Origin of the sequence: Sinorhizobium fredii NGR234 (assembly GCF_000018545.1) — a bacterium.
Taxonomy (GTDB): domain Bacteria; phylum Pseudomonadota; class Alphaproteobacteria; order Rhizobiales; family Rhizobiaceae; genus Sinorhizobium; species Sinorhizobium fredii_A.
Map to the genome: position 1 here is coordinate 2219445 of NC_012586.1, position 20051 is coordinate 2239495.

Annotated in this window: 19 protein-coding genes; 2 read left to right on the plus strand and 17 right to left on the minus strand. The window is 64.7% G+C overall.

Features of this window, described 5'->3' with window-relative positions; genetic code table 11:
- On the plus strand, window positions 1-924 hold the full coding sequence (locus NGR_RS10390; protein ID WP_015888226.1) for a TIM barrel protein: 924 nt from the start codon (window positions 1-3) through the stop codon (window positions 922-924).
- Between the two features lie 129 nt (window positions 925-1053).
- Entirely contained in the window at window positions 1054-2217 is a 1164-nt protein-coding gene (locus NGR_RS10395) for a Gfo/Idh/MocA family protein (RefSeq protein ID WP_015888227.1), read from the plus strand.
- A 247-nt stretch (window positions 2218-2464) separates the two neighbouring features.
- Here the strand turns inward: NGR_RS10395 and repB are convergent, their stop codons facing one another.
- The 17 genes from repB to NGR_RS10480 all read right to left on the minus strand — a co-directional run bounded on the left by repB (window position 2465) and on the right by NGR_RS10480 (window position 20043).
- The gene (gene repB, locus NGR_RS10400; protein ID WP_015888228.1) at window positions 2465-3526 is read right to left on the minus strand and encodes a plasmid partitioning protein RepB; all 1062 of its coding nucleotides are present in this window, start codon (window positions 3524-3526) and stop codon (window positions 2465-2467) included.
- A 3-nt stretch (window positions 3527-3529) separates the two neighbouring features.
- Window positions 3530-4810, minus strand: a complete 1281-nt coding sequence (repA, locus tag NGR_RS10405; protein WP_015888229.1) for a plasmid partitioning protein RepA — start codon at window positions 4808-4810, stop codon at window positions 3530-3532.
- Window positions 4811-5040: 230 nt separating this feature from the next.
- Window positions 5041-6318 carry an L-fuconate dehydratase gene (locus NGR_RS10410; RefSeq protein WP_015888230.1) on the minus strand — a complete coding sequence of 426 codons (1278 nt, stop codon included), beginning with the start codon at window positions 6316-6318 and terminating at the stop codon, window positions 5041-5043.
- Window positions 6319-6430: 112 nt separating this feature from the next.
- Window positions 6431-7423, minus strand: coding sequence for an ABC transporter permease (locus NGR_RS10415; protein ID WP_015888231.1), 993 nt, complete (start codon window positions 7421-7423; stop codon window positions 6431-6433).
- Entirely contained in the window at window positions 7420-8400 is a 981-nt protein-coding gene (locus tag NGR_RS10420) for an ABC transporter permease (protein WP_015888232.1), read from the minus strand. The genes NGR_RS10415 and NGR_RS10420 overlap by 4 nt, the downstream gene beginning before the upstream one ends.
- Window positions 8397-9950: a sugar ABC transporter ATP-binding protein gene (locus NGR_RS10425; RefSeq protein WP_164923997.1), complete on the minus strand. Its 1554-nt coding sequence runs from the start codon at window positions 9948-9950 to the stop codon at window positions 8397-8399. The genes NGR_RS10420 and NGR_RS10425 overlap by 4 nt, the downstream gene beginning before the upstream one ends.
- A 79-nt stretch (window positions 9951-10029) precedes the next feature.
- Window positions 10030-11148, minus strand: a complete 1119-nt coding sequence (locus NGR_RS10430) for a sugar ABC transporter substrate-binding protein (RefSeq protein ID WP_015888234.1) — start codon at window positions 11146-11148, stop codon at window positions 10030-10032.
- Window positions 11149-11510: 362 nt separating this feature from the next.
- Window positions 11511-11903: a hypothetical protein gene (locus NGR_RS10435; RefSeq protein ID WP_015888235.1), complete on the minus strand. Its 393-nt coding sequence runs from the start codon at window positions 11901-11903 to the stop codon at window positions 11511-11513.
- 237 nt (window positions 11904-12140) lie between these two features.
- A complete protein-coding gene (gene urtE, locus NGR_RS10440) occupies window positions 12141-12836 on the minus strand; it encodes an urea ABC transporter ATP-binding subunit UrtE (RefSeq protein ID WP_015888236.1) in 696 nt (231 codons plus the stop codon).
- A gap of 25 nt (window positions 12837-12861) precedes the next feature.
- Window positions 12862-13614 (minus strand): urea ABC transporter ATP-binding protein UrtD, encoded by a 753-nt coding sequence (urtD, locus tag NGR_RS10445; RefSeq protein ID WP_015888237.1) that lies wholly within the window; start codon window positions 13612-13614, stop codon window positions 12862-12864.
- 5 nt (window positions 13615-13619) lie between these two features.
- Window positions 13620-14783 (minus strand): urea ABC transporter permease subunit UrtC, encoded by a 1164-nt coding sequence (gene urtC / locus NGR_RS10450; RefSeq protein ID WP_015888238.1) that lies wholly within the window; start codon window positions 14781-14783, stop codon window positions 13620-13622.
- The gene (gene urtB, locus NGR_RS10455; protein ID WP_164923998.1) at window positions 14780-16393 is read right to left on the minus strand and encodes an urea ABC transporter permease subunit UrtB; all 1614 of its coding nucleotides are present in this window, start codon (window positions 16391-16393) and stop codon (window positions 14780-14782) included. Before urtB ends, urtC begins: the two co-directional genes overlap by 4 nt.
- 150 nt (window positions 16394-16543) lie before the next feature.
- Entirely contained in the window at window positions 16544-17836 is a 1293-nt protein-coding gene (gene urtA, locus NGR_RS10460; protein ID WP_015888240.1) for an urea ABC transporter substrate-binding protein, read from the minus strand.
- A 221-nt stretch (window positions 17837-18057) separates the two neighbouring features.
- Window positions 18058-18480, minus strand: coding sequence for an arsenate reductase (glutaredoxin) (gene arsC / locus NGR_RS10465; RefSeq protein WP_015888241.1), 423 nt, complete (start codon window positions 18478-18480; stop codon window positions 18058-18060).
- Window positions 18477-19160, minus strand: coding sequence for an aquaporin (locus NGR_RS10470; RefSeq protein ID WP_015888242.1), 684 nt, complete (start codon window positions 19158-19160; stop codon window positions 18477-18479). Before NGR_RS10470 ends, arsC begins: the two co-directional genes overlap by 4 nt.
- On the minus strand, window positions 19160-19690 hold the full coding sequence (locus tag NGR_RS10475) for an arsenate reductase ArsC (RefSeq protein ID WP_164923999.1): 531 nt from the start codon (window positions 19688-19690) through the stop codon (window positions 19160-19162). Before NGR_RS10475 ends, NGR_RS10470 begins: the two co-directional genes overlap by 1 nt.
- The gene (locus NGR_RS10480; protein ID WP_015888244.1) at window positions 19687-20043 is read right to left on the minus strand and encodes an ArsR/SmtB family transcription factor; all 357 of its coding nucleotides are present in this window, start codon (window positions 20041-20043) and stop codon (window positions 19687-19689) included. Before NGR_RS10480 ends, NGR_RS10475 begins: the two co-directional genes overlap by 4 nt.
- Window positions 20044-20051: the final 8 nt, after the last annotated feature.

Consider the following 20051-nt stretch of genomic DNA (forward strand, 5'->3'; position numbering starts at 1 on the left):
GTGACCATCACCATTACGACCGCCCCCTGCTGCTGGGGCGTGGACGACGTCAAGAACCCGAACCTGCCCGCCTGGGAGCGGGTCTTCGACGAGGCAGCGGCCGCCGGCTATGGCGGCCTGGAACTCGGCCCCTATGGTTACGTGCCGCTCGAGTCCGGGCGCGTCGCGAAGGCGCTGCAGGATCGCAACCTCTTCATCGTCGCCGGCACGATCTTCGACGATCTCGTCTCGCCGGAAAACCGTACCAATCTGCTGCGCCAGACGGACGAGATCTGCGCCGTCATCACCCGGCTGCCGCAGCCGGAGCAGGTGCCGGGCCAGCGCTTCAGGACGCCCTATCTGACGGTGATGGACTGGGGCCATGACGAGCGCGACTATACCGCCGGCCACACCGACCGGGCGCCGCGGCTCTCGGACGAGGCGTGGAACGGCATGGTCGCCAACATCAAGGCGATCGCCGAGCTTGCGATGAGCAAATACGGCGTGCGCGCCGTCATCCACCCGCATGCCGGCGGCTATATCGAATTCGCCGACGAGATCGAGCGGATCGCCAGCGACGTGCCGGCGGAGCTCGCCGGCTTCTGCATCGACACCGGCCACACCTATTACGCCGGCATGGATCCGGTCGAGACGCTGAAGACCTATGCCGACCGTCTCGACTACGTGCATTTCAAGGATATCGACGAAAAGGTCTTCCGGCGCGTGCTCGGCGAAAAGATCCGCTTCTTCGAAGCCTGCGGCCAAGGCGTCATGTGCCCGATCGGCCGCGGCATCATCGACTATCCGGCCGTCAAGCAGGCGCTCGAGGAGATCGGCTATCACGGTTTCATCACCGTCGAGCAGGAGCGCGACCCCTTGAGCGTCGCCGGCAGCCTCGCCGACGTGAAGGAAAGCCGCGACTACCTGCGCTCGGTCGGCTTTTAGTTGGTGCCTGCCGCACCCCCCTCTGCCCTGCCGACCCCCACGAGGGGGGGGGGGAGATGCCCGGCAGGGCAGAGGGGGGTGAAACGAGGCCAGCGGAAAGTTCAAAACAAACGTTCAAGGAATACGACAATGGCAGCGACAAAGAAAAGCCCGATCCGCTGGGGCATGGTCGGCGGCGGACGCGGCAGCCAGATCGGTTACATCCACCGTTCGGCGGCGCTGAGAGACGACACCTTCGAACTCGTCGCCGGCGCCTTCGACATCGATCCGGAGCGCGGCCGCGCCTTCGGCGTCGACCTCGGGCTGGACGAGGCACGCAGCTATCCGGATTACCGGACGATGTTCGCCGAGGAGACGAAGCGCGGCGACGGCATCGAGGCGGTGTCGATCGCCACGCCGAACAACACCCATTTCGCCATCTGCAAGGCGGCGCTCGAGCATGGCCTGCACGTCGTCTGCGAAAAGCCGCTCTGCTTCACCGTCGCGGAAGCCGAGGAGCTGAAGGCGCTGGCGCAAGCGCGCGGGCTGATCGTCGGCCTCACCTATGGCTATGCCGGCCACCAGATGATCGAGCAGGCTCGCGCCATGGTGAAGAACGGCGATCTCGGCGAGATCCGCATCGTCAACCTGCAATTCGCCCATGGATTCCACAGCGCCGCGGTCGAGGAGCAGAACCCGTCGACGCGCTGGCGTGTCGACCCCAAATTCGCCGGCCCAAGCTACGTGCTCGGCGATGTCGGCACGCACCCGCTCTATATTTCCGAGGTCATCCTGCCGCATCTGAAGATCAAGCGGCTGATGTGTGTGCGCCAGAGCTTCGTCAGGAGCCGCGCGCCGCTCGAGGACAATGCGGTGACCCTGATGGAATACGACAACGGCGCCATCGCCAATATTTGGTCGAGCGCCGTCAATGCCGGCTCGATGCACGGCCAGAAGGTCCGCATCGTCGGCTCGAAGGCGAGCATCGAGTGGTGGGACGAGCGGCCGAACCAGCTTTCCTACGAGATCCAGGGCGAGCCGGTCCGCATCCTCGAGCGCGGCATGGACTATCTCTACCCGGAAGCCCGGATCGACGACCGCATCGGCGGCGGCCACCCGGAAGGCCTGTTCGAGGCCTGGGCCAACCTCTACCGCCGCTTCGGCCTGGCGATCAACGGCAATCGCGGGCTTGCCCCGGAGGGCATCGAGGAACTGGTTTTCCCCGGCATAGACGCGGGCCTCGAAGGTGTCCGCTGGGTCGAAAATTGCGTCCGCTCGGCCGATGCCGGCGGGGTGTGGGTGGATTATCAATAGGAGCGGGTCGATCCTTGGATTGGCCCCTCATCCGGCCTGCCGGCCACCTTCTCCCCCCCCAAACGGGGCGAAGGGGACTCGCGGCACCGTCTCGCCCTGACGATGCCGCTGTCATAGATGGACACATCCTACAAACGCGTGGACTGCATTCCCCGAGCGGAAGCGGCAAATCGCGACAGTGTCCCCTCGCCCCGCGTGCGGGGAGAGGGCTAGGGTGAGGGGCGATCAGACGCTCAGCGGTCTATAGCTACGACCTCTGGTTCTCCACAAAGCTCGCGTGCCATTTTGCCAGCATCGACACAGCCTCCTTAATGAAGGCCGGATGGGTACCGGGCAGGAACTCGATCTTCGGCGCTTTCCCGTCAAGCCTCAGCCGCGCGAACACCCGTCCCGCCTCGTCCTTCAGTTCCTCAGGCTTCTCCGGTTCCGGCTTGTCGCCCTCGGACAGGCAATTGAAGACGAACTGGAAACGCTGGTCGGTATCGGCGGCGCGGAAGCGTGAGGAAGCGATCGCTTCTTCCGCCTTTTCCCGCGCCTCTTCCCGCTCCAGCAACGAACCGATCGCCATCCAGCGCTCGCGACCGGCCTTGGGGGCCGGGCCGATGGAGCGGGCGAATGCGTGCGGCACGCTGTCGGCGACCTGCAGCAGGCGCGACAACTCGCTCTTCTGCACGGCAAGCGCGTCGCCGATCACCTTGCGGTCGAAGCCGCGGGCGGCGAGCGCCGCGGCGAAAAGCGCCCGCTCGATGAAGGAGAGGTTGCGCCGCTCGGCATTTTCTTTGCCTTGGGCGAGCACCAGCTCGTCGTCCGTCAGGGGCCGGACGATCGCCTTCACCTGCAGTTCGAGACGGCGCACCGCCTTCAGGCGGCGGTGGCCGTAGGCGGTCTGGTAGTGCCCCTGTTTCTCGGGATGCGGACGGACGAGGATCGGCGATTGCTGGCCGTTCTCGCGGATGCTGTCGACGAGCGCGAGAAAGTCCGGATCGTCGACTTCGCCGTCGGTCAGCCGGTCCTCGACGAAGGAGGCCTCGACGAGGGCGGGATCGAGCGCCACGACGCGCTCGCCCTGCGTCAACGCTTCTCTCAGCACTCGGGCCTCCTCGGCCTCGCGGGTGATGCTGCCGAGCGAAAGACCCATCGCCTTGACGGCGCCGGACGCGGCGCGGGGCGCAGTTGGGGGGACGGCCGGTTGGGCGTTGACAGGTGTCAACTCGCCCGCCGGCTGGTCGGCGGGGGCCTGCGGCGCGGCAGCAGGCGCGCCGCCCTTGAACAGGGCTCGCAATTCGTTCTTCCGGTTGTTGCCAGCCATGTCTTAACGCCCCCAGGCCGCGTGAATGAGAGCTTCGATCTCGCCGTTGACGGCATTCAGCGACTCGATCGCCCGGTCATAGGTGGCGCGGGTGAAATTCTCCCGGCCGACCTCGTAGAGCGTCTGCTTGGTCAGACCCGCGTCCGAGATCGCTGTCGACTTCACCATGGCCGAGGTCAGCACCCGGTCTCCGAAGAGGGACCGCATGAAGCCGACGATCTGCGCCTGCGGCCCGTCATTCGGCTCGAAGCGGGTGACGAGATAGCGCAGGAAGTCGAAATTGAGCTCGCCGCCCGCCCCGCGCACGACGCTCAGCAGGTCCGAGGTCATGTAGAGGAACTGGTTCATCGAGGCGACGTCGAGCATCTGCGGATGCACGGTGACAATGACCGAGGTCGAGGCACAGAGCGCCGAGAGCGTCAGATAGCCGAGCTGCGGCGGGCAGTCGATGACGACGACGTCGTAATCGTCGGCCACACTTGCAAGCGCCGCCTGGACGCGGGCGAAGAACAGCGGCCCGGCATCGGCGCCGTTCTGGCGCGCGCTCAACGCCTGCGGCGTTGTGTGCTCGAATTCCTGGAGTTCGAGATTCCCCGGCACCAGATCGAGCCCGTCGAAATAGGTCTTGCGGATGATCTCGTTCAGCGGCCGCGCCTCGGCGTCGTAGCGGATCGCGCCATAAAGGGTGTCGTTGCCGGTCAGGTCCAGCTCCGGCTGGTAGCCGAACAGCGCCGAGAGCGAGGCCTGCGGGTCGAGGTCGACCGCCAGCACCCGATGGCCGGTTAGGGCAAGATATTGGGCGAGATGGACCGACGAGGTCGTCTTGCCGGAGCCGCCTTTGAAGTTGGTGACCGAGATCACCTGCAGGTGCTCGCCCCGCGTTTCGTCGCGCCAGTTCACATAGCCGCGCGCCTTGGCGGCATTGCCCTTGGCGAGCGCCTGTTCGGCGAGATGGCGGCGCAGCGCATTGATGTCGGAGAGCGAATAGGAGCGGCGCCCACCGATGCCGGTGTCGGGCTGCGGCCCCTCCCCGGCGAGCGACAGCTGCCGGAGATAGCCGTCGGAAACGCCGATCAGCCTGGCGGCCTCGCCGGAGGTGAAGCTTCTGAGCGTCTTCATCGCCGTCGGCGCGAACAGGCGGTCGCGCATCGCCTTCAACTGTTCGGAAAGCGCCCGCGCATCGGCCGCGATCGCCTCGTCGGCGGGCCGGCGAGATCCGGCGCCGGCGGTCGCCGTCTTGCCGATTGCGCTTGCCGCGTCCACGGCCGATCCTGTCATGTCCATCGTCGAAATCCCCTCGTACATTTCGCAATTGCCGTCGAGCCGCAACCGAATGGCAACAACCGTCCCTTCGCCGGCCGCACATGCGCCCGCCGCATTCCTTTACAGGCCAATCGCTGAACTACGCTGAAATACGGGATATGCGATCTATTCCGTTACAGGAATGATTCATCCTCTGATTCGCGTCAAGCCATTTCTAGCGTTAGCTTCGCGGTTCCGACGGCGGCCTGTCGCTATGGGCGATAAGTGTAGGTCTCGATCGACTGAGGTTTCATCTCGATCGAGAAGCCGGGCCGCTGCGGCGGCATATAGGCGGCGTTGCTGATGACGCAGGGATCGACGAAATGCTCATGCAGATGGTCGACATACTCGATCACGCGGCCGTCCTTGGTGCCGGATACGGCGACATAATCGATCATCGACAGATGCTGCACATACTCGCAGAGGCCCACGCCGCCGGCATGCGGCCACACCGGCAGCCGATATTTCGCCGCCATCAGCAGGACGGCAAGAACCTCGTTCAGGCCCCCGAGGCGGCAGGCGTCGACCTGGACGATGTCGATCGCGCCTTCGGCGATGAACTGCTTGAAGAGAATGCGGTTCTGGCACATCTCGCCGGTCGCGACCTTGATGGGCGCGATTGCCGCGCGGATCTTGCGGTGGCCGGCGACATCGTCGGGACTGGTCGGCTCCTCGATGAAAAAGGGCTTGGCGAAGGAAAGCGCCTTCACCCAGTCGATCGCCTCGTCGACATCCCAGACCTGGTTGGCGTCGATCATCAGGTAACGATCGGGACTGAGAACCTCGCGGGCGATCGTCAGCCGGCGGATATCGTCGGCACGGTCGCGCCCGACCTTCATCTTGACGTGGTTGAAGCCGGCGTCGACCGCCTCCTCAGCAAGCCGCCGGAGTTTCTCGTCACCGTAGCCGAGCCAGCCGGCGGAGGTCGTATAGCAGGGATAGCCCTCCCGCCCGAGCATCGCGATGCGCGCCGCCTTGCCGGGCTCGGCGCGTTTGAGGATATCGATCGCGTCCTCGCGCGTCAGCACATCGGTCAGATAGCGGTAATCGACGATATCGGCGATCTCCTCTGCCGACATCTCGGCCACGAGACGCCAGACCGGCTTGCCCGCTTCCTTGGCGATCAGATCCCACACGGCATTGACGATCGCCCCGGTGGCGAGATGGATCGCCCCCTTTTCCGGCCCGATCCAGCGCAACTGGCTGTCGCCGGTCAGATGCCGCCAGAAGTGGCCCGGCTGGTTGCGAATGACCTCGATCTCCTGGCCTACGACAAGGTGGCGCATCGCCTTGATCGCCATGCAGCAGATGTCGTTGCCGCGGCCGATGGTGAAGGTAAGGCCGTGGCCGGAGAGCCCCGGCTGGTCGGTGTCGAGAATGACATAGGCGGCAGAATAGTCCGGGTCCGGATTCATCGCGTCCGATCCGTCGAGGCTTTGCGACGTCGGAAAGCGCAGGTCAAAGACGCGGAGATCGACGATGCGGGTCATGGGAACGCTCCGTTTTCGTGCGGCCGCCAATCGGAGGGCGTGCCCGGATGATACCACCCTGCGCCAACGACGTGCATCCTCAACGAGCCTGGAGAGTTCAAGCAAGGTGATGTCAGCGGCTCGGTGGTGCCCGGCCGTAGAGCAGCAGCATCACGATGATGACGACGCCGTAGACGATCTGGCGGCCGGCCTCCGGCATCTGCATGACCGAGAGGATGGATTGCAGCAGCGTGATCAGGATGACGCCCGCCACCGTGCCGAGATAGGAGCCGCGGCCGCCGAGGATGGAAGTGCCGCCGAGCACCACCGCGGCGATCGACGGCAGGAGATAGGCGTCGCCCATCGCCTGTGCCGCCTTCGAGGCATAGCCGGCAAGCAATACGCCGCCGAAGGCGCTCAACCCGCCCGAGAACACGAAGGCGATCATGATGACCCGCCGCGTGCCGACGCCGGAGAGAAAGGCGGCACGCTCGCTGTTGCCGATACCATAGACGGCGCGACCGAAGGCGGTGCGGGTGAGCAGAAACACCATCGCCGCGCTGACGGCAAACCAGACGAGGATGGCGTTCGGAACGCCCGGCACGAGTGCGCCGGTCGCCAGCCAGCGTATGGCAGGCGGCGCCGAATCCTGCGGCGAGAAGCCGCCGGTGTAGACGACCATCAGTCCCTGCGCCACGACATTGGAGGCGAGCGTTACGATCATCGAAGGAATGCGCAGATAGGCAACGCCAAAGCCGTTCAGGAGGCCGAAGGCCATGCCGCTGAGGACGCCGACCGGAATGGCGACGAAGGCGCCTGCCGGTCCGAAACCGGCCGCGGCGCAGGCCATCATCGCGCCCATCGTCATCACCCAGGGCACCGACAGATCGATGTGGCCGAGCAGGATGACGATCATCATCCCGGCCGCCACCACGCCGAGGAACGAGGCGACCTTGAGCTGCTGCAGCAGATAGTCGGGCGACAGGAAATTGCTGGAATAGAGGCTGCCGAGAAGGAGTAAGAGCAGGATGCAGCCGAAGGCGGTAAGGACGGCCGGATCGGCGCGGCGGAGAATGCCGGGCCGGCGCGTCTTGACGGACAGGCGGCTCTCGGAGGTCTCGCTCATTGGAACCAGTCCAGCCGGTTTCGGACCCGCAGGAGCGCCAGCGAGCCGATGCTGACGGCGATCATCAGGACGATGCCCTGAAGCAGCGGCTGCCACAGCGGGTCGACGTCGAAGGCGAACAGCATGTCGCCGGTGGTGCGGGCCGCGAAGGCGCCGAAGATCGCCCCGACGGCGCTGCCGCGACCGCCATAGAGCGACACGCCGCCGAGCACGACTGCGGCGATCGACCAGAGCGTATAGGCGCTGCCGCTCGCATAGGCCGCCTCGCCCGTATAGGTGAAGAAGGTGAGGAACAGGCCGCCCATTCCGGCGAGCAGCCCGCCCAAGAGATAGGCCGCGAACTTGCCGCGGCGGATCGGCACGCCGGACATGAAGGCGGCCGGCTCGGAAGAGCCGGCTGCGAAAGCCGCGCGGCCCGCGACCGATCGCCGGAAGGGGAGCCAGATCAATAAGACGACGGCGGCGAGTGCGACGAGGCTCGACGGAATGACCCCGAACAGCCGCCCGGTCAGCGCGTCGGCGAGGTCCTCGTTGACGGAACCGCCCGGAAAGGGCCGGAGCAGCAGGCCAAGGCCGAAATAGACGGCCCCGGTAGCGATCGTCGCGACGATCGGCTGGAGGCGCCCGTAGATCACCAGCGCGCCGTTGATCGCGCCGCAGAGCGTTCCGGTCGCCAGCACGGCGGCTACGCCAAGCGCGGTTGGTACCGCTCCGCCCACGACGATCCAGGAAGCAAGGCAGTTGGTGAGCACCAGGATCATGCCGACCGACAGATCGATCCCGGCGGTGATCACCACCAGCGCCTGCGCCATGGCGACGAAGGCGAGCAGTACGCCCTTGTTGGCGGCCGTGTGGACGACATTGGCGGTGAACCCGGCCGGATGATTGGCGACATAGACGGAAAACATCACCAGGAAGATCGCAAGGCCTGTCAGCGTGCCGCGCTGCTCGTTCAGCCAATAGCGCCATTCGCTCATGCCGCCGTTCCTTCCTGCCCAGCCTCGACATTGAGCGCGCTGGCGATCAGTGCCCGTTCGCTGATCTGATCGCCTTCGAGTTCTCGGACGACGCGGCCGTCATAGAGGACCAGGACCCGGTCGCAGCAGCCGATCAGTTCGTCGTAGTCGGTCGAATAGAAGACGATCGCCGCGCCCGCCTCCGCCAGTTGCCGGAGCAAGCGATAGAGCTCCTGCTTGGTCCCGACGTCGATGCCGCGTGTCGGATCGTTGAGCAGGATGATCCGCGGCTCGCGCATCAGCCATTTGGCGATGACGACCTTCTGCTGGTTGCCGCCGGAAAGCGCGCCGGCGGGCACGTCGAGGCCGGCGGTCTTGATTTCCAGGAGCCGCAGCATCTCGTCGATCAGTTGTTCCTCCTTCGCCCGATCTATGACGCCGCCGCGGGAAACGCGGTCGAGGGCGGCAAAGGAGAGATTTTCCCGGACCGTCATCGGCAGCATCAGCCCCTCGGTCTTACGGTCCTCGGGGATCAGCGCCATGGAATGCGGCGGCTTGCGTGCCGCCGCCGGACCGCTGATCGCCGCCGGCGCGCCGTCGATGAGCACCGAGCCGCTCATGCCGCGCAGCACGCCGAAGAGGGCGAGAAGCAGGAGCCGCTGGCCCTGGCCTTCGAGCCCGCCGAGGCCGACGACCTCCCCCTCGCCGACGGAAAAGGATATGTCGCGCAGCCGGTCGCTCCAGCCGAGATTGCGGCATTCGAGCACCGGCGCCTTGCCCTCTTCGATCGTGCGCTTCTGCCGCGGCGGGAAGACGTTGCTGTATTCGCGCCCGATCATCATTTCGACGACCTCGCTGTTGGTCCGGCTGCCGGCGGAAAAGTTAGCGACGTTGCGGCCGTTGCGGAACACCGTGCAGGTGTCGGCAAGTTCGGCAATCTCATGCATGCGGTGCGAGATGTAGAGCAGCGCCAGACCCTCGGAACGCAGGCCCTTCAGCACGGCGAACACCTTGGCGACATCGCCGGCCGTCAGCGCCGAGGTCGCTTCGTCGAGGATCAGGATGCGCGGCCCGGAGGCGAGCGCCTTGGCGATCTCGACCATCTGCCGGCGCGACAGGGGCAGATCCTTGACCGCGGTGCGCGGGTGTATGTCCTCGGCACCGGCCCGGGCGAGAGCCTCCTCGGCGATTGCGCGCTGGGCCCGCCGGTCGATCAGGCCGAAGCGGCGTGGTGGGTTGGCAATGGCGATGTTGTCGGCGACGCTGAGATCCGGGATCAGCGACAGTTCCTGAAAGACGCAGGCAATGCCGGCGGCAGAAGCCGCAGCCGGCGAGCGGAAGCTGACGTCCTGACCGTCGAGCAGCATGCGGCCCTCGTCCGGCGCCACCACCCCGGCCATGATCTTGATCAGTGTCGACTTGCCTGCACCGTTCTCGCCGAGGATCGCATGGATGCGGCCCGCCTCCACGTCGAGATGGGCACTTTCCAGGGCGCGAACCCCGCCATAGCGCTTCGACACGCCCTCCATCCGAAATAGCGGCGACGTCGCCTGTATCTCTCCCATCGCCATCCGTCGCCTCGGCTCCCGATTCTCCTGCGCATGCCGCGTGCTCGCGCACGCGGCATGGTGCTCCGGAAAACCCCAGAGACTACTGGTTTTCCTTCGTCTGCCCCATGATCTCCTGGGCCGTGAAGTTGATGCCGCAGGTCGGGAAGGCGTTGCCTACGAAGAAGTTGTCCGACTGGTCGGGGTAGAAGTCCTGGCCTTCCTTGAAGTTCGGATCCTCGACGATCGCCAGCGGCAGCTTGATCGATTGCGGCACCACCTGCCCTTCGAGGGCTGCGATCGCCGTCTTGATGGCGACTGCCACTTGAGCGGGCCCGGTACCGGCCGACGAGCACTTCAGCCCCTCGCCGGCATGCTTGGCGCAGAACTTGCGGAAGCCGTTCTCCGTTTCGCCGCCGAACGGCACGAAGGGATGACCGGCATCGATCATCGCCTGGACGACGCCGGTATCGCCGCCCTGGGCTGTGATGCCGTCGAACTTCTTGTGTACGGCAATCGCGTCCGCCGTCGCCTTCTGCGCGGTCGGGTCGTCCCACTTGCCGATGACCTCGACGACGTCCCATTTCTTGCCGGTCGCCGCGAAGGTCTCATGGATGCCGTTGTGGCGGTCGGTGTCGACCGAGGTGCCGGCGACGCCACGCACCTCGAGGATCTTGCCACCCTCCGGAAGATGCTTGGCCAGCCAGTTCGCCCAGAGCACGCCGAGGCCTTTCTGGTCGACGTTGACGTTGATGGCATCCTCGGTGTCGAGGATGTTGTCGAAGGCGACGAGCACGATGCCGGCCTCCTTGGCGCGCTTGATGACCGGACCGAAAGCGGTCGGGTTCTGCGCATTGACGATGATCGCGTCATAGCCCGAGTCGATGAAGTTGTTGATCGCCGAGATCTGCGCCGGAACGTCCTCCCCGGTAGAAACGACCTTGAACTCCTTGAGCTTGGCGGCAACGTCCGGCTGTGCGGCATAAGCCTTGGCCGTCTGGATCATCTGGATGCGCCAGGTGTTGGCGATGAACCCATTCGCAAGCGCCACCCGATAGGGGCCATCCTTTTTCGGGAACTTGAAGAATTTGGTTTCGGCCGTCCAGGGCGCGAAGCAATCCGGCTCGGCGGCGGGACCGCTGACGATTTCAGGCTCTGCGTAGGCGGTGGTGGACAGTAGTGCAGCGGCCGTGAGAATGCCGCTGACGAATGCTCTGGTCATCGAATTCCCTCCCGTTATCATGCAGGGACAGGGCATCGATCGGCGGCACAGCCATCGATTGTTCGCCGCAGGCCCGCCTGCGGACCGGAGCACCGAACCCTCGTGCGAGCGCAGTTGGATGCTTCAGAAAGCACCAAAGCCTCTCGTCAGCGGTAACCGAGTGCTTCCGTGGCCGATCCGGCACGATTTATCGATACGCAAGTCCATGAACGCCAGACAGGCTCCTCCCGGGCGTCTGATGGAAATGGTAGCGCTACCAATATCTTATGTAAAGCGGCGGTCCGGCAAGGCCGAAGGAACTTCGTTCCCCGGATGAGGCGAAACAGCGCGGCCGCCGGCTACGCCGTTTCGCAACTCTCGGCTCAGCCTGGTTGCCCAGGGCCCATCGGATGGTTGAAACGCTCTGCGAAAGCCTCGATCGAACCGCGGCCGAAGCGCAGCAGGCGCCGTCGCACCAGAACGGACATGACGCGTGCGGCGGTGGAGACGGTCATCTCGTCGAGTGGGCCTGTGCCGCTCCAGGGCTTCGTCAGGCGGTCGGTGACGATGCCGAGCATATTGGCCGGCATGATGTCGGTACAGGGCCGCATCCAATCGAAGACGGCGCTGATCGGCACCACTTTTCCTTCAAAGGAAACGATCGGTTCGGGCATGTCTTCGTCCCAATCGTCATAGGCTTCGAGTGCATCTCTGAAGAGAGTCTGCAGCGTGATCGGGGCATGCCCTTCATAAAGGGCGGGCAGGAAATTCGTCATTAGGGTCTCCTCCGAGTGGTTAGGCCGGAAACGCGAAATGGCCAATTCTGTCAGCGGTAACGGTTTGTAATGCTCCTTCATAAATCGTGCAGCGGCAGTATGGTTCAAAGCACCGGAGGGCGCAAACACAATCGATTGAAACGGTGGATTTTCTGCCGCGGGGCAGAAAAAGCGGCCACCCCGGCAGACACAAGTCGCTGAAATCCCGGGCTGATTTCCACCCCTGTGGAAAAACCGCTAGACCGTCAGATGCCGGCGCGCTTCCGGGCTGTCCAGCGTCTCTGCCGGCCCCGCGTGGACAAAGGCGCCGCGATCCATGATGTAGACCTGATCGGCGAGCTCGCGGCAGAAGTCGAGATATTGCTCGACGAGCAGGATCGCCATGCCGGTCGAATCCCTGAGATACCTGACGGCTCGGCCGATGTCCTTGATGATCGACGGCTGGATGCCCTCGGTCGGCTCGTCGAGCACGAGGATTTTCGGACGGGTGACGAGCGCGCGGGCGATGGCGAGCTGCTGCTGCTGGCCGCCGGAAAGGTCGCCGCCGCGCCGGCCGAGCATGGTCTGAAGCACGGGAAACAGGCTGAAGATATCGTCGGGGATCGAGCGGTCGGCGCGCTTCAGCGGCGCGTAGCCGGTCTCCAGATTCTCCTTGACCGTCAGAAGAGGAAAGATCTCGCGACCCTGCGGCACGTAGCCGACGCCCTGCTTCGCGCGCCGGAAGGGCGCCAGCCCGTCGAGGGCCACGCCATTGAAGGCGATTGCGCCGGAACTCACCGGATGCTGGCCGGTGATGGCCCTGAGCAGGCTCGACTTGCCGACGCCGTTGCGGCCGAGCACGCAGGTGATCTTGCCCATTTCGGCCTTGAACGAGACGTTGCGGAGCGCCTGGGCGGCGCCGTAGTGCAGGCTGACGTTTTCGACGCTCAACATCGGTATAGGTCCCTCCGCTCGCCGCTCATCGGCCGAGATAGTTCTCGATCACCTTCGGATCGTTGCTGACGAAATCGATCGAGCCTTCGGCCAGCACCGAACCTTCGGCAAGGCAAGTGACCTTTACTCCGAGATCGCGGATGAAGCCCATGTCGTGCTCGACGACGACGACGGAGCGTGTCTTGGCGATCTCCCTGAGGAGGACCGCGGTTTCCGCCGTCTCCGCATCCGTCATGCCGGCGACCGGCTCGTCGACGAGCAGCAGTTCCGGCTCCTGCGCGAGCAGCATGCCGATCTCCAGCCATTGCTTCTGCCCGTGCGAGAGGTTGGCGGCGAGATCGTCGCGTCGCGCCGTCAGCCGGACCGTCGAAAGGATCTCCTCGATGCGGGCCTTGTCCTCGCCCGCCAGGCGATAGAACAGCGTCGCGAAGACGCCGCGGCGGCGGTTCAGCGCCAATTCGAGATTGTCCCAGACCGTATGGCTCTCGAAGACGGTCGGTTTCTGGAATTTGCGGCCGATGCCGAGCTGGGCGATCTCCGCCTCGTCCTTCCGGGTCAGGTCGATGTCGCCCTTGAAGAAGACTTCTCCCGCGTCCGGCCGCGTCTTGCCGGTGATGATGTCCATCATCGTCGTCTTGCCGGCGCCGTTCGGGCCGATAATGGCCCGCAGTTCCCCCGGCTCGACGATGAAGGAGAGCGAGTTCAACGCCTTGAAGCCGTCGAAGGAAACGGAGACGCCGTCGAGATAGAGCAGGCTTTTCGGTTTCTTCTCGGTCATGGCGATCACTCCGCAGCCAAGGGTTCGGCGTCAGCCAAGCCGGTCTCGTTCTCGGGTCGGCTGACGGCGCGATAGGCGCGGCGCCGGGAGAGATAGTGCTGAGCCGTGCCGACCACCCCCTTTGGCAGGAACAGCGTGACGAGCACGAAGAGCCCGCCGAGCGCGAAAAGCCAGAATTCCGGGAAGGCGGCGGTGAAGATGCTTTTCCCGCCGTTGACGAGGATCGCGCCGATGATCGGGCCGATCAGCGTGCCGCGGCCGCCGACCGCCGTCCAGATGACCACTTCGATCGAGTTGCCGGGCTCGAACTCGCCTGGATTGATGATGCCGACCTGCGGCACGTAGAGCGCGCCGGCGACACCCGCCATCATCGCCGAGACGGTGAAGGCGAAGAGCTTCATGTGCTCGACACGGTAGCCGAGGAAACGGGTGCGGCTTTCGGCGTCGCGCAGCGCCACCAGCACCTTGCCGAATTTCGAGCGGACGATGCCCGAGGTGATGACGAGCGAGACGGCGAGCGCCAGCGCGGAAGCGGCAAAGAGCGCGGCGCGGGTGGCGTCGGCCTGGATGTTGAAGCCGAGGATATCCTTGAAGTCGGTCAGCCCGTTGTTGCCGCCGAAACCCATGTCGTTGCGGAAGAAGGCAAGCAGCAGCGCATAGGTCATCGCCTGGGTGATGATCGACAGATAGACGCCGTTGACGCGCGAGCGGAAGGCGAACCAGCCGAAGACGAAGGCGATGAGGCCGGGCACCAGCACGACCATCAGCGCCGCGAACCAGAACATGTCGAAGCCGTACCAGAACCAGGGCAGTTCCTTCCAGTTGAGGAAGACCATGAAATCCGGCAGCAGGGGATTGCCGTAGGAGCCGCGCGCGCCGATCTGGCGCATCAGATACATGCCGATCGCATAGCCGCCGAGGGCGAAGAAGGCGGCGTGTCCGAGCGAGAGGATGCCGCAGAAGCCCCAGACGAGGTCGAGCGCCAGCGCTAAGAGCGCGTAGGTCAGGTACTTGCCGAACAGCGAGACCAGATAGGTCGGCACATGCAGCGGATGGTCCGGCGCGGTCAGGAGATTGAGGGCGGGAACGAGGACGGCAAGCGCCAGCAGGATCGCCACGGCGATGACGATGGTGCGGTCCAGCGATCTGATGAGGAAAGATGTGATCATGCTTCCACCGCCCGGCCCTTGAGTGCGAAGAGCCCGCGCGGCCGCTTCTGGATGAACAGGATGATCAGCACGAGCACGAGGATCTTGCCGAGCACGGCGCCGGCATAGGGCTCCAAAAACTTATTGAGGATGCCGAGCGAGAAGGCGCCGACGAGCGTGCCCCAGAGATTGCCGACGCCGCCGAAGACCACCACCATGAAGCTGTCGATGATGTAGCCCTGGCCGAGGTTCGGCGAGACGTTGTCGATCTGCGAGAGTGCCACGCCGGCCATGCCGGCAATGCCGGAGCCGAGCGCGAAGGTGAGCGCATCGACCCAGGGCGTGCGGATGCCCATGGAGGAGGCCATGCGGCGGTTCTGGGTGACCGCCCGCATCTGCAGGCCCATCGGCGTCTTCTTGAGGAGAAAGAGCAGCGCGGCGAAGACGGCGAGCGCGAAAAGGACGATCCACAGGCGGTTCCAGGTGACCGTCAGGCCGCCGAGCTCGAAGGCGCCGGACATCCAGGACGGGTTGCCGACCTCGCGATTGGTGGGGCCGAAGATCGACCGCACCGATTGCTGCAGGATCAGCGAGATGCCCCAGGTGGCCAGCAGCGTTTCGAGCGGCCGGCCATAGAGGAAGCGGATGACGCCGCGTTCCATCGCCAGCCCCACCGCGCCGGTCACCAGAAAGGCGAGCGGCAGGGCAATCGCCAGGGACCAGTCGAAAAGCGCCGGATAGGAGTCGCGCACGACCTCCTGCACCAGGAAGGTCGTATAGGCGCCGAGCATCACCATCTCGCCATGCGCCATGTTGATGATGCCCATGACGCCGAAGGTAATCGCCAGGCCGATCGCCGCGAGCAGCAGCACCGAGCCGAGCGACAGGCCGTACCAGACATTCTGGCCGGCGGCCCACAGCGCCTCAGTCTGTTCGATGCCGGCGAGCGCCGCCTCGATGTCCGGCTTCAGGGTTTCGTCGGCCGAGTTCAGCGCCGTCGAGAGGATGGAGAGGGCCTCGCGGCCACCGTTTTGCTTGAGCAGCCGCACCGCCTCCCTCTTCTCGTCGACGGGCCGGTCGGAAATCAACAGCGTTGTGGCGCGCGCCCGCTCGAGCAGGGCGCTAACCTCGGCGTCCTTCTCGGCGGCGAGCGCATTCTCGATGGCGCCGAGCGCATCGGCGTTGGGGGATTGAAGCACGGAATGCGCCGCCTTCAGGCGCTGACCGCGGTCGGGGCTGAGCAGCGTCAGGCTGCCGAGCGCGGTGCGCACGGCGCGGCGCACGCCATTGTTGACCTTGATCTTCGCAAGCGCCGCCTTCGGCGCCTCGCCGGCGCTCTCGCCGGAGATCGGGTCGATGAGCGTCAGCGACGAACCGCTTTCCTTGGTCAGGAACACCTGGCCGTCCGCCTTGCGCGCATAGAGATCGCCTTCGCCGAGCGCTTCCAAGACGGGCACGACCTTGGGATCACCTGTCTTCGCCAGCGCGGCGATATGCTCGTCCATATCGGAAAGTTTCGCCTCGCCGAGCGCGTTGACCAGGTCGCGCAATCCCTCTTGCGCGCGAAGCCCGCCGGGGATCGCGGTGAAGAGGAGCAAGGCAACCAACAGGGTTTGAAAGATTCGGTACATTGGCTTCTCGCTTGGCATCAACGGCAAGTCCCCCGTCCGAATGGAGGCCGTCGGACGGAGGGTGTTTTCATGCTATCGGTTCGTCATGAAACTCGATGCCGGGGACGGGCCGCATCCGGCCCGTCAGCGAACAATTGTTTCGTCATGAAATCACGAACCCTTGCCGCCGCACTTGCCCGTGGCGACGTTGAAGTTGCCGCACGACATCGGAGCGCGCCAATCGGAGATCAGGTCCTTGGAGTCCGGCAGGTAATCCGACCATTCGTCGCCGACGACAAGACCGGGCGTTTCCCAGACGGTCTCGAACTGGCCGTCGCCCTGGATTTCGCCGATCAGCACCGGCTTGGTGATGTGATGGTTCGGCATCATCGTCGAATAGCCGCCCGAGAGGTTCGGCACCGAGACGCCGATCATCGCGTCGAGCACCGCGTCGGTGTCGGTGGTGCCGGCCTTCTCCACCGCCTTCAGCCACATGTTGAAGCCGATATAGTGGGCTTCCATCGGGTCGTTGGTGACCCGCTTGTCGTTCTTCGTATAGGCCTTCCAGGTCTTGATGAATTCGGCATTGGCCGGGTTGTCGACCGACTGGAAATAGTTCCAGGCGGCAAGATGGCCGACGAGCGGTCCGGTATCGAGGCCGGCGAGCTCTTCCTCTCCGACCGAGAAGGCGACGACCGGAATATCCTCGGCCTTGATGCCCTGGTTGCCGAGCTCCTTGTAGAAGGGCACGTTGGCGTCGCCGTTGATCGTCGAGACGACGGCTGTCTTCTTGCCGGCCGAGCCGAACTTCTTGATGTCGGAAACGATCGTCTGCCAGTCGGAATGACCGAACGGCGTGTAGTTGATCATGATGTCCTCGGGCTTGACGCCCTTGGCGATGAGATAAGCCTCGAGGATCTTGTTGGTGGTGCGCGGATAGACGTAGTCGGTGCCGGCGAGCACCCAGCGCTCCACCTCCTCGTTCTCCATCAGGTAGTCCACGGCGGGGATCGCCTGCTGGTTCGGCGCGGCACCGGTGTAGAAGACGTTGCGCTGGCTTTCCTCACCCTCGTACTGGACGGGGTAGAAGAGGATCGAGTTCAGTTCCTCGAAGACCGGCAGCACGGATTTGCGCGACACGGAGGTCCAGCAGCCGAAGACGGCGGAAACCTTGTCGACGGAGACCAGCTCGCGCGCCTTTTCGGCAAAGAGCGGCCAGTCCGAAGCCGGGTCGACGACGACCGCCTCAAGCTTCTTGCCGAGCAGGCCGCCCTTCTTGTTCTGCTCGTCGATCAGCATCAGCATGGCGTCCTTCAACGTCGTCTCCGAGATCGCCATGGTTCCGGAAAGCGAATGAAGGATGCCGACCTTGATCGTGTCCTCGGCGGCGAAGGCGCCGTTGAACGCGGTCGTCGAAAGGACGGCAGCGAGGAATGCGCCGGTGACGCGTGCCCTGTAAGTCATCTGATTGAACCCCTCTAGCTCTGGTCGCCGCAACGGAGCGTTGGTTGTCCTTGGCCGTTGCTTGGGAGCGGGAGAGGAAAAGTGCGCAGCGGTTTTTCGCTCGCATCCCGCTCCCGTCTCTGAAAGCGATCATTGAACAAGCCCGCTGCACTGCACATACGTCATTCTACGTAGATGGCGGGGGGGAAGAAGGAAGCGGCGGGCAAAACCACGCAGGCAGATCAGACGAGGCGTTTGCCGTCCGCGTCTAGCACTCTCTCGCCGTCCTCCTTGGTGAACTCTCCCTTGTGCGTCTCAGGCAGGATATCGAGCACGACTTCGGACGGGCGGCACAGCCGAGTGCCGAGCGGCGTCACGACGAAGGGCCGGTTGATCAGGATCGGGTTCTTCAGCATCGCATCGATGAGTTGCTCGTCCGCCAGTCCCGGATCGTCAAGGCCGAGTTCCGCATAAGGCGTGCCTTTCTCGCGGATCGCCTGCCGGACGGTGAGGCCGGCGTCGGCGATCATCCGGGCGAGTTCGTCACGCGACGGCGCCTGATCGAGATATTCGATGATGGTCGGCTCGATGCCGGCGTTGCGGATCATCGCCAGCGTGTTGCGCGACGTGCCGCAAGCGGGATTGTGGTAGATCGTGGCATTCATGATTTTATCCTCATCGGGTTTGCAGGCCGCAGCAGCCAGGTCGTCAGCAAGAGCGCGGAGACCGCGCCGACCAGCTCCGCGGAGATGAATCCGGGCAGATCCGCCGGGCGGATGCCGGAGAACGTATCCGTCAGCGACCGGGCAACCGCCACGGCCGGGTTGGCAAACGAGGTCGACGCCGTGAACCAGTAGGCAGCCGTTATATAGAGGCCGACCAGCCATGGCACCGATTTCTGTTCGAAACGGATGCCGGCGAGAATGGTCGCGGCGAGCCCGAAGGTTGCCACCCATTCGGAGAACCATTGCGCTGGCCCGGTGCGCACCTTCGTCGACCATTCGAGGATCGGATGATCGAACATCAGGTGCGCCGCGATCGTGCCCAGAATGCCGCCGGCGACTTGCGCCGCTACATAGCCGACGAGGTCGCGTCGTGGCAGATTGCGGGAAAGCGCGAAAACCAGCGATACGGCCGGATTGAAATGCGCCCCGGATATGGGACCGAGAATGGTGATCAGCACGACCAGGATCGCGCCCGTGGCAAGCGTGTTTCCGAGCAGAGCGAGCGCCGTGTCCTCAGTTAGCGACGTGGCCATGATGCCGGAGCCGACGACGGTCGCGACGAGCAGCGCCGTACCCAGGCCCTCGGCGACGAGGCGGCGGGAGAGATCGAACGACGACATCAGCGCGCCTCGGACGGACGGGACGTCGCGCCTTCGAGCCGTCCGATCTCATGGAGCTTCGTCTCGAGCGCGAGCTTGTCGAGCGAGGCGATCGGCAGGGCCGCGAACACCGATATGCGGTTCTTCAAATACTTCGCCGCACGCGCGAAAGCGCGGCCCCTCTCGACATCAGGTCCCTCGACCGCAGCGGGGTCCTCGATGCCCCAATGGGCTGTCGCCGGATGCCCGATCCAGACCGGACAGGCCTCGCCGGCGGCATCGTCGCAGACCGTGAAGATGAAATCCATTTGCGGAGCACCGGGCGCGGCGAAGACGTCCCAGCTCTTCGACGAGAATCCCGTCGTGCGATAGCCGAGCGCTTCGAGCGTCTTCAGCGCCCAGGGATTAACCTCACCCCTGGGCTGGCTTCCGGCCGAAAAGGCGCGGAAGCGGCCCTTCCCCTCCACCTCGAGCATGGCTTCCGCCATGATCGAGCGGGCGGAATTGCCGGTACAGAGAAAGAGCACATTGTAGACCCGATCGTCACTCATTGGCATTTCCCCTCCATAGTTGGCGCGCAGCAGGCCGCGACCGCGGCGGCCGGTGCGCAGACTTCAGGATGTCCGGCGCAGCAGTCTTCCATAAGGAAGCGCACGAGGCTGCCCAGCGCCTCGTAATTGCCCGAATAGATGATCGATCTCGACTCGCGCTGCTGGGTGATCAGCCCGGCCCGCTCCAGCTCTTTCAGATGAAACGAGATATTGGAGGGCGAAACCCCCAGGTTCTCTGCCATCACCCCCGCGGATACCCCGTCTGCACCCGCCACCACCAGCATTCGAATGATCTTCAGGCGCGTCTCCTGCGAGAGCGCACCGAAGGCGGCAAGCGCTTGACGTTCGTCCATATTTCAAT

Bases quoted from the DNA above. Each gene is read 5' to 3' on its own strand.
- urtC (WP_015888238.1), bottom strand. From the start codon at position 14,783: ATGATCACATCTTTCCTCATCAGATCGCTGGACCGCACCATCGTCATC.
- NGR_RS10425 (WP_164923997.1), bottom strand. From the start codon at position 9,950: ATGGCGATGGGAGAGATACAGGCGACGTCGCCGCTATTTCGGATGGAG.
- urtB (WP_164923998.1), bottom strand. From the start codon at position 16,393: ATGTACCGAATCTTTCAAACCCTGTTGGTTGCCTTGCTCCTCTTCACC.
- NGR_RS10435 (WP_015888235.1), bottom strand. From the start codon at position 11,903: ATGACGAATTTCCTGCCCGCCCTTTATGAAGGGCATGCCCCGATCACG.
- urtA (WP_015888240.1), bottom strand. From the start codon at position 17,836: ATGACTTACAGGGCACGCGTCACCGGCGCATTCCTCGCTGCCGTCCTT.
- urtE (WP_015888236.1), bottom strand. From the start codon at position 12,836: ATGTTGAGCGTCGAAAACGTCAGCCTGCACTACGGCGCCGCCCAGGCG.
- NGR_RS10430 (WP_015888234.1), bottom strand. From the start codon at position 11,148: ATGACCAGAGCATTCGTCAGCGGCATTCTCACGGCCGCTGCACTACTG.
- NGR_RS10415 (WP_015888231.1), bottom strand. From the start codon at position 7,423: ATGAGCGAGACCTCCGAGAGCCGCCTGTCCGTCAAGACGCGCCGGCCC.
- repA (WP_015888229.1), bottom strand. From the start codon at position 4,810: ATGGACATGACAGGATCGGCCGTGGACGCGGCAAGCGCAATCGGCAAG.
- NGR_RS10475 (WP_164923999.1), bottom strand. From the start codon at position 19,690: ATGAGTGACGATCGGGTCTACAATGTGCTCTTTCTCTGTACCGGCAAT.
- arsC (WP_015888241.1), bottom strand. From the start codon at position 18,480: ATGAATGCCACGATCTACCACAATCCCGCTTGCGGCACGTCGCGCAAC.
- repB (WP_015888228.1), bottom strand. From the start codon at position 3,526: ATGGCTGGCAACAACCGGAAGAACGAATTGCGAGCCCTGTTCAAGGGC.
- NGR_RS10395 (WP_015888227.1), top strand. From the start codon at position 1,054: ATGGCAGCGACAAAGAAAAGCCCGATCCGCTGGGGCATGGTCGGCGGC.
- NGR_RS10480 (WP_015888244.1), bottom strand. From the start codon at position 20,043: ATGGACGAACGTCAAGCGCTTGCCGCCTTCGGTGCGCTCTCGCAGGAG.
- urtD (WP_015888237.1), bottom strand. From the start codon at position 13,614: ATGACCGAGAAGAAACCGAAAAGCCTGCTCTATCTCGACGGCGTCTCC.
- NGR_RS10470 (WP_015888242.1), bottom strand. From the start codon at position 19,160: ATGTCGTCGTTCGATCTCTCCCGCCGCCTCGTCGCCGAGGGCCTGGGT.
- NGR_RS10420 (WP_015888232.1), bottom strand. From the start codon at position 8,400: ATGAGCGAATGGCGCTATTGGCTGAACGAGCAGCGCGGCACGCTGACA.
- NGR_RS10410 (WP_015888230.1), bottom strand. From the start codon at position 6,318: ATGACCCGCATCGTCGATCTCCGCGTCTTTGACCTGCGCTTTCCGACG.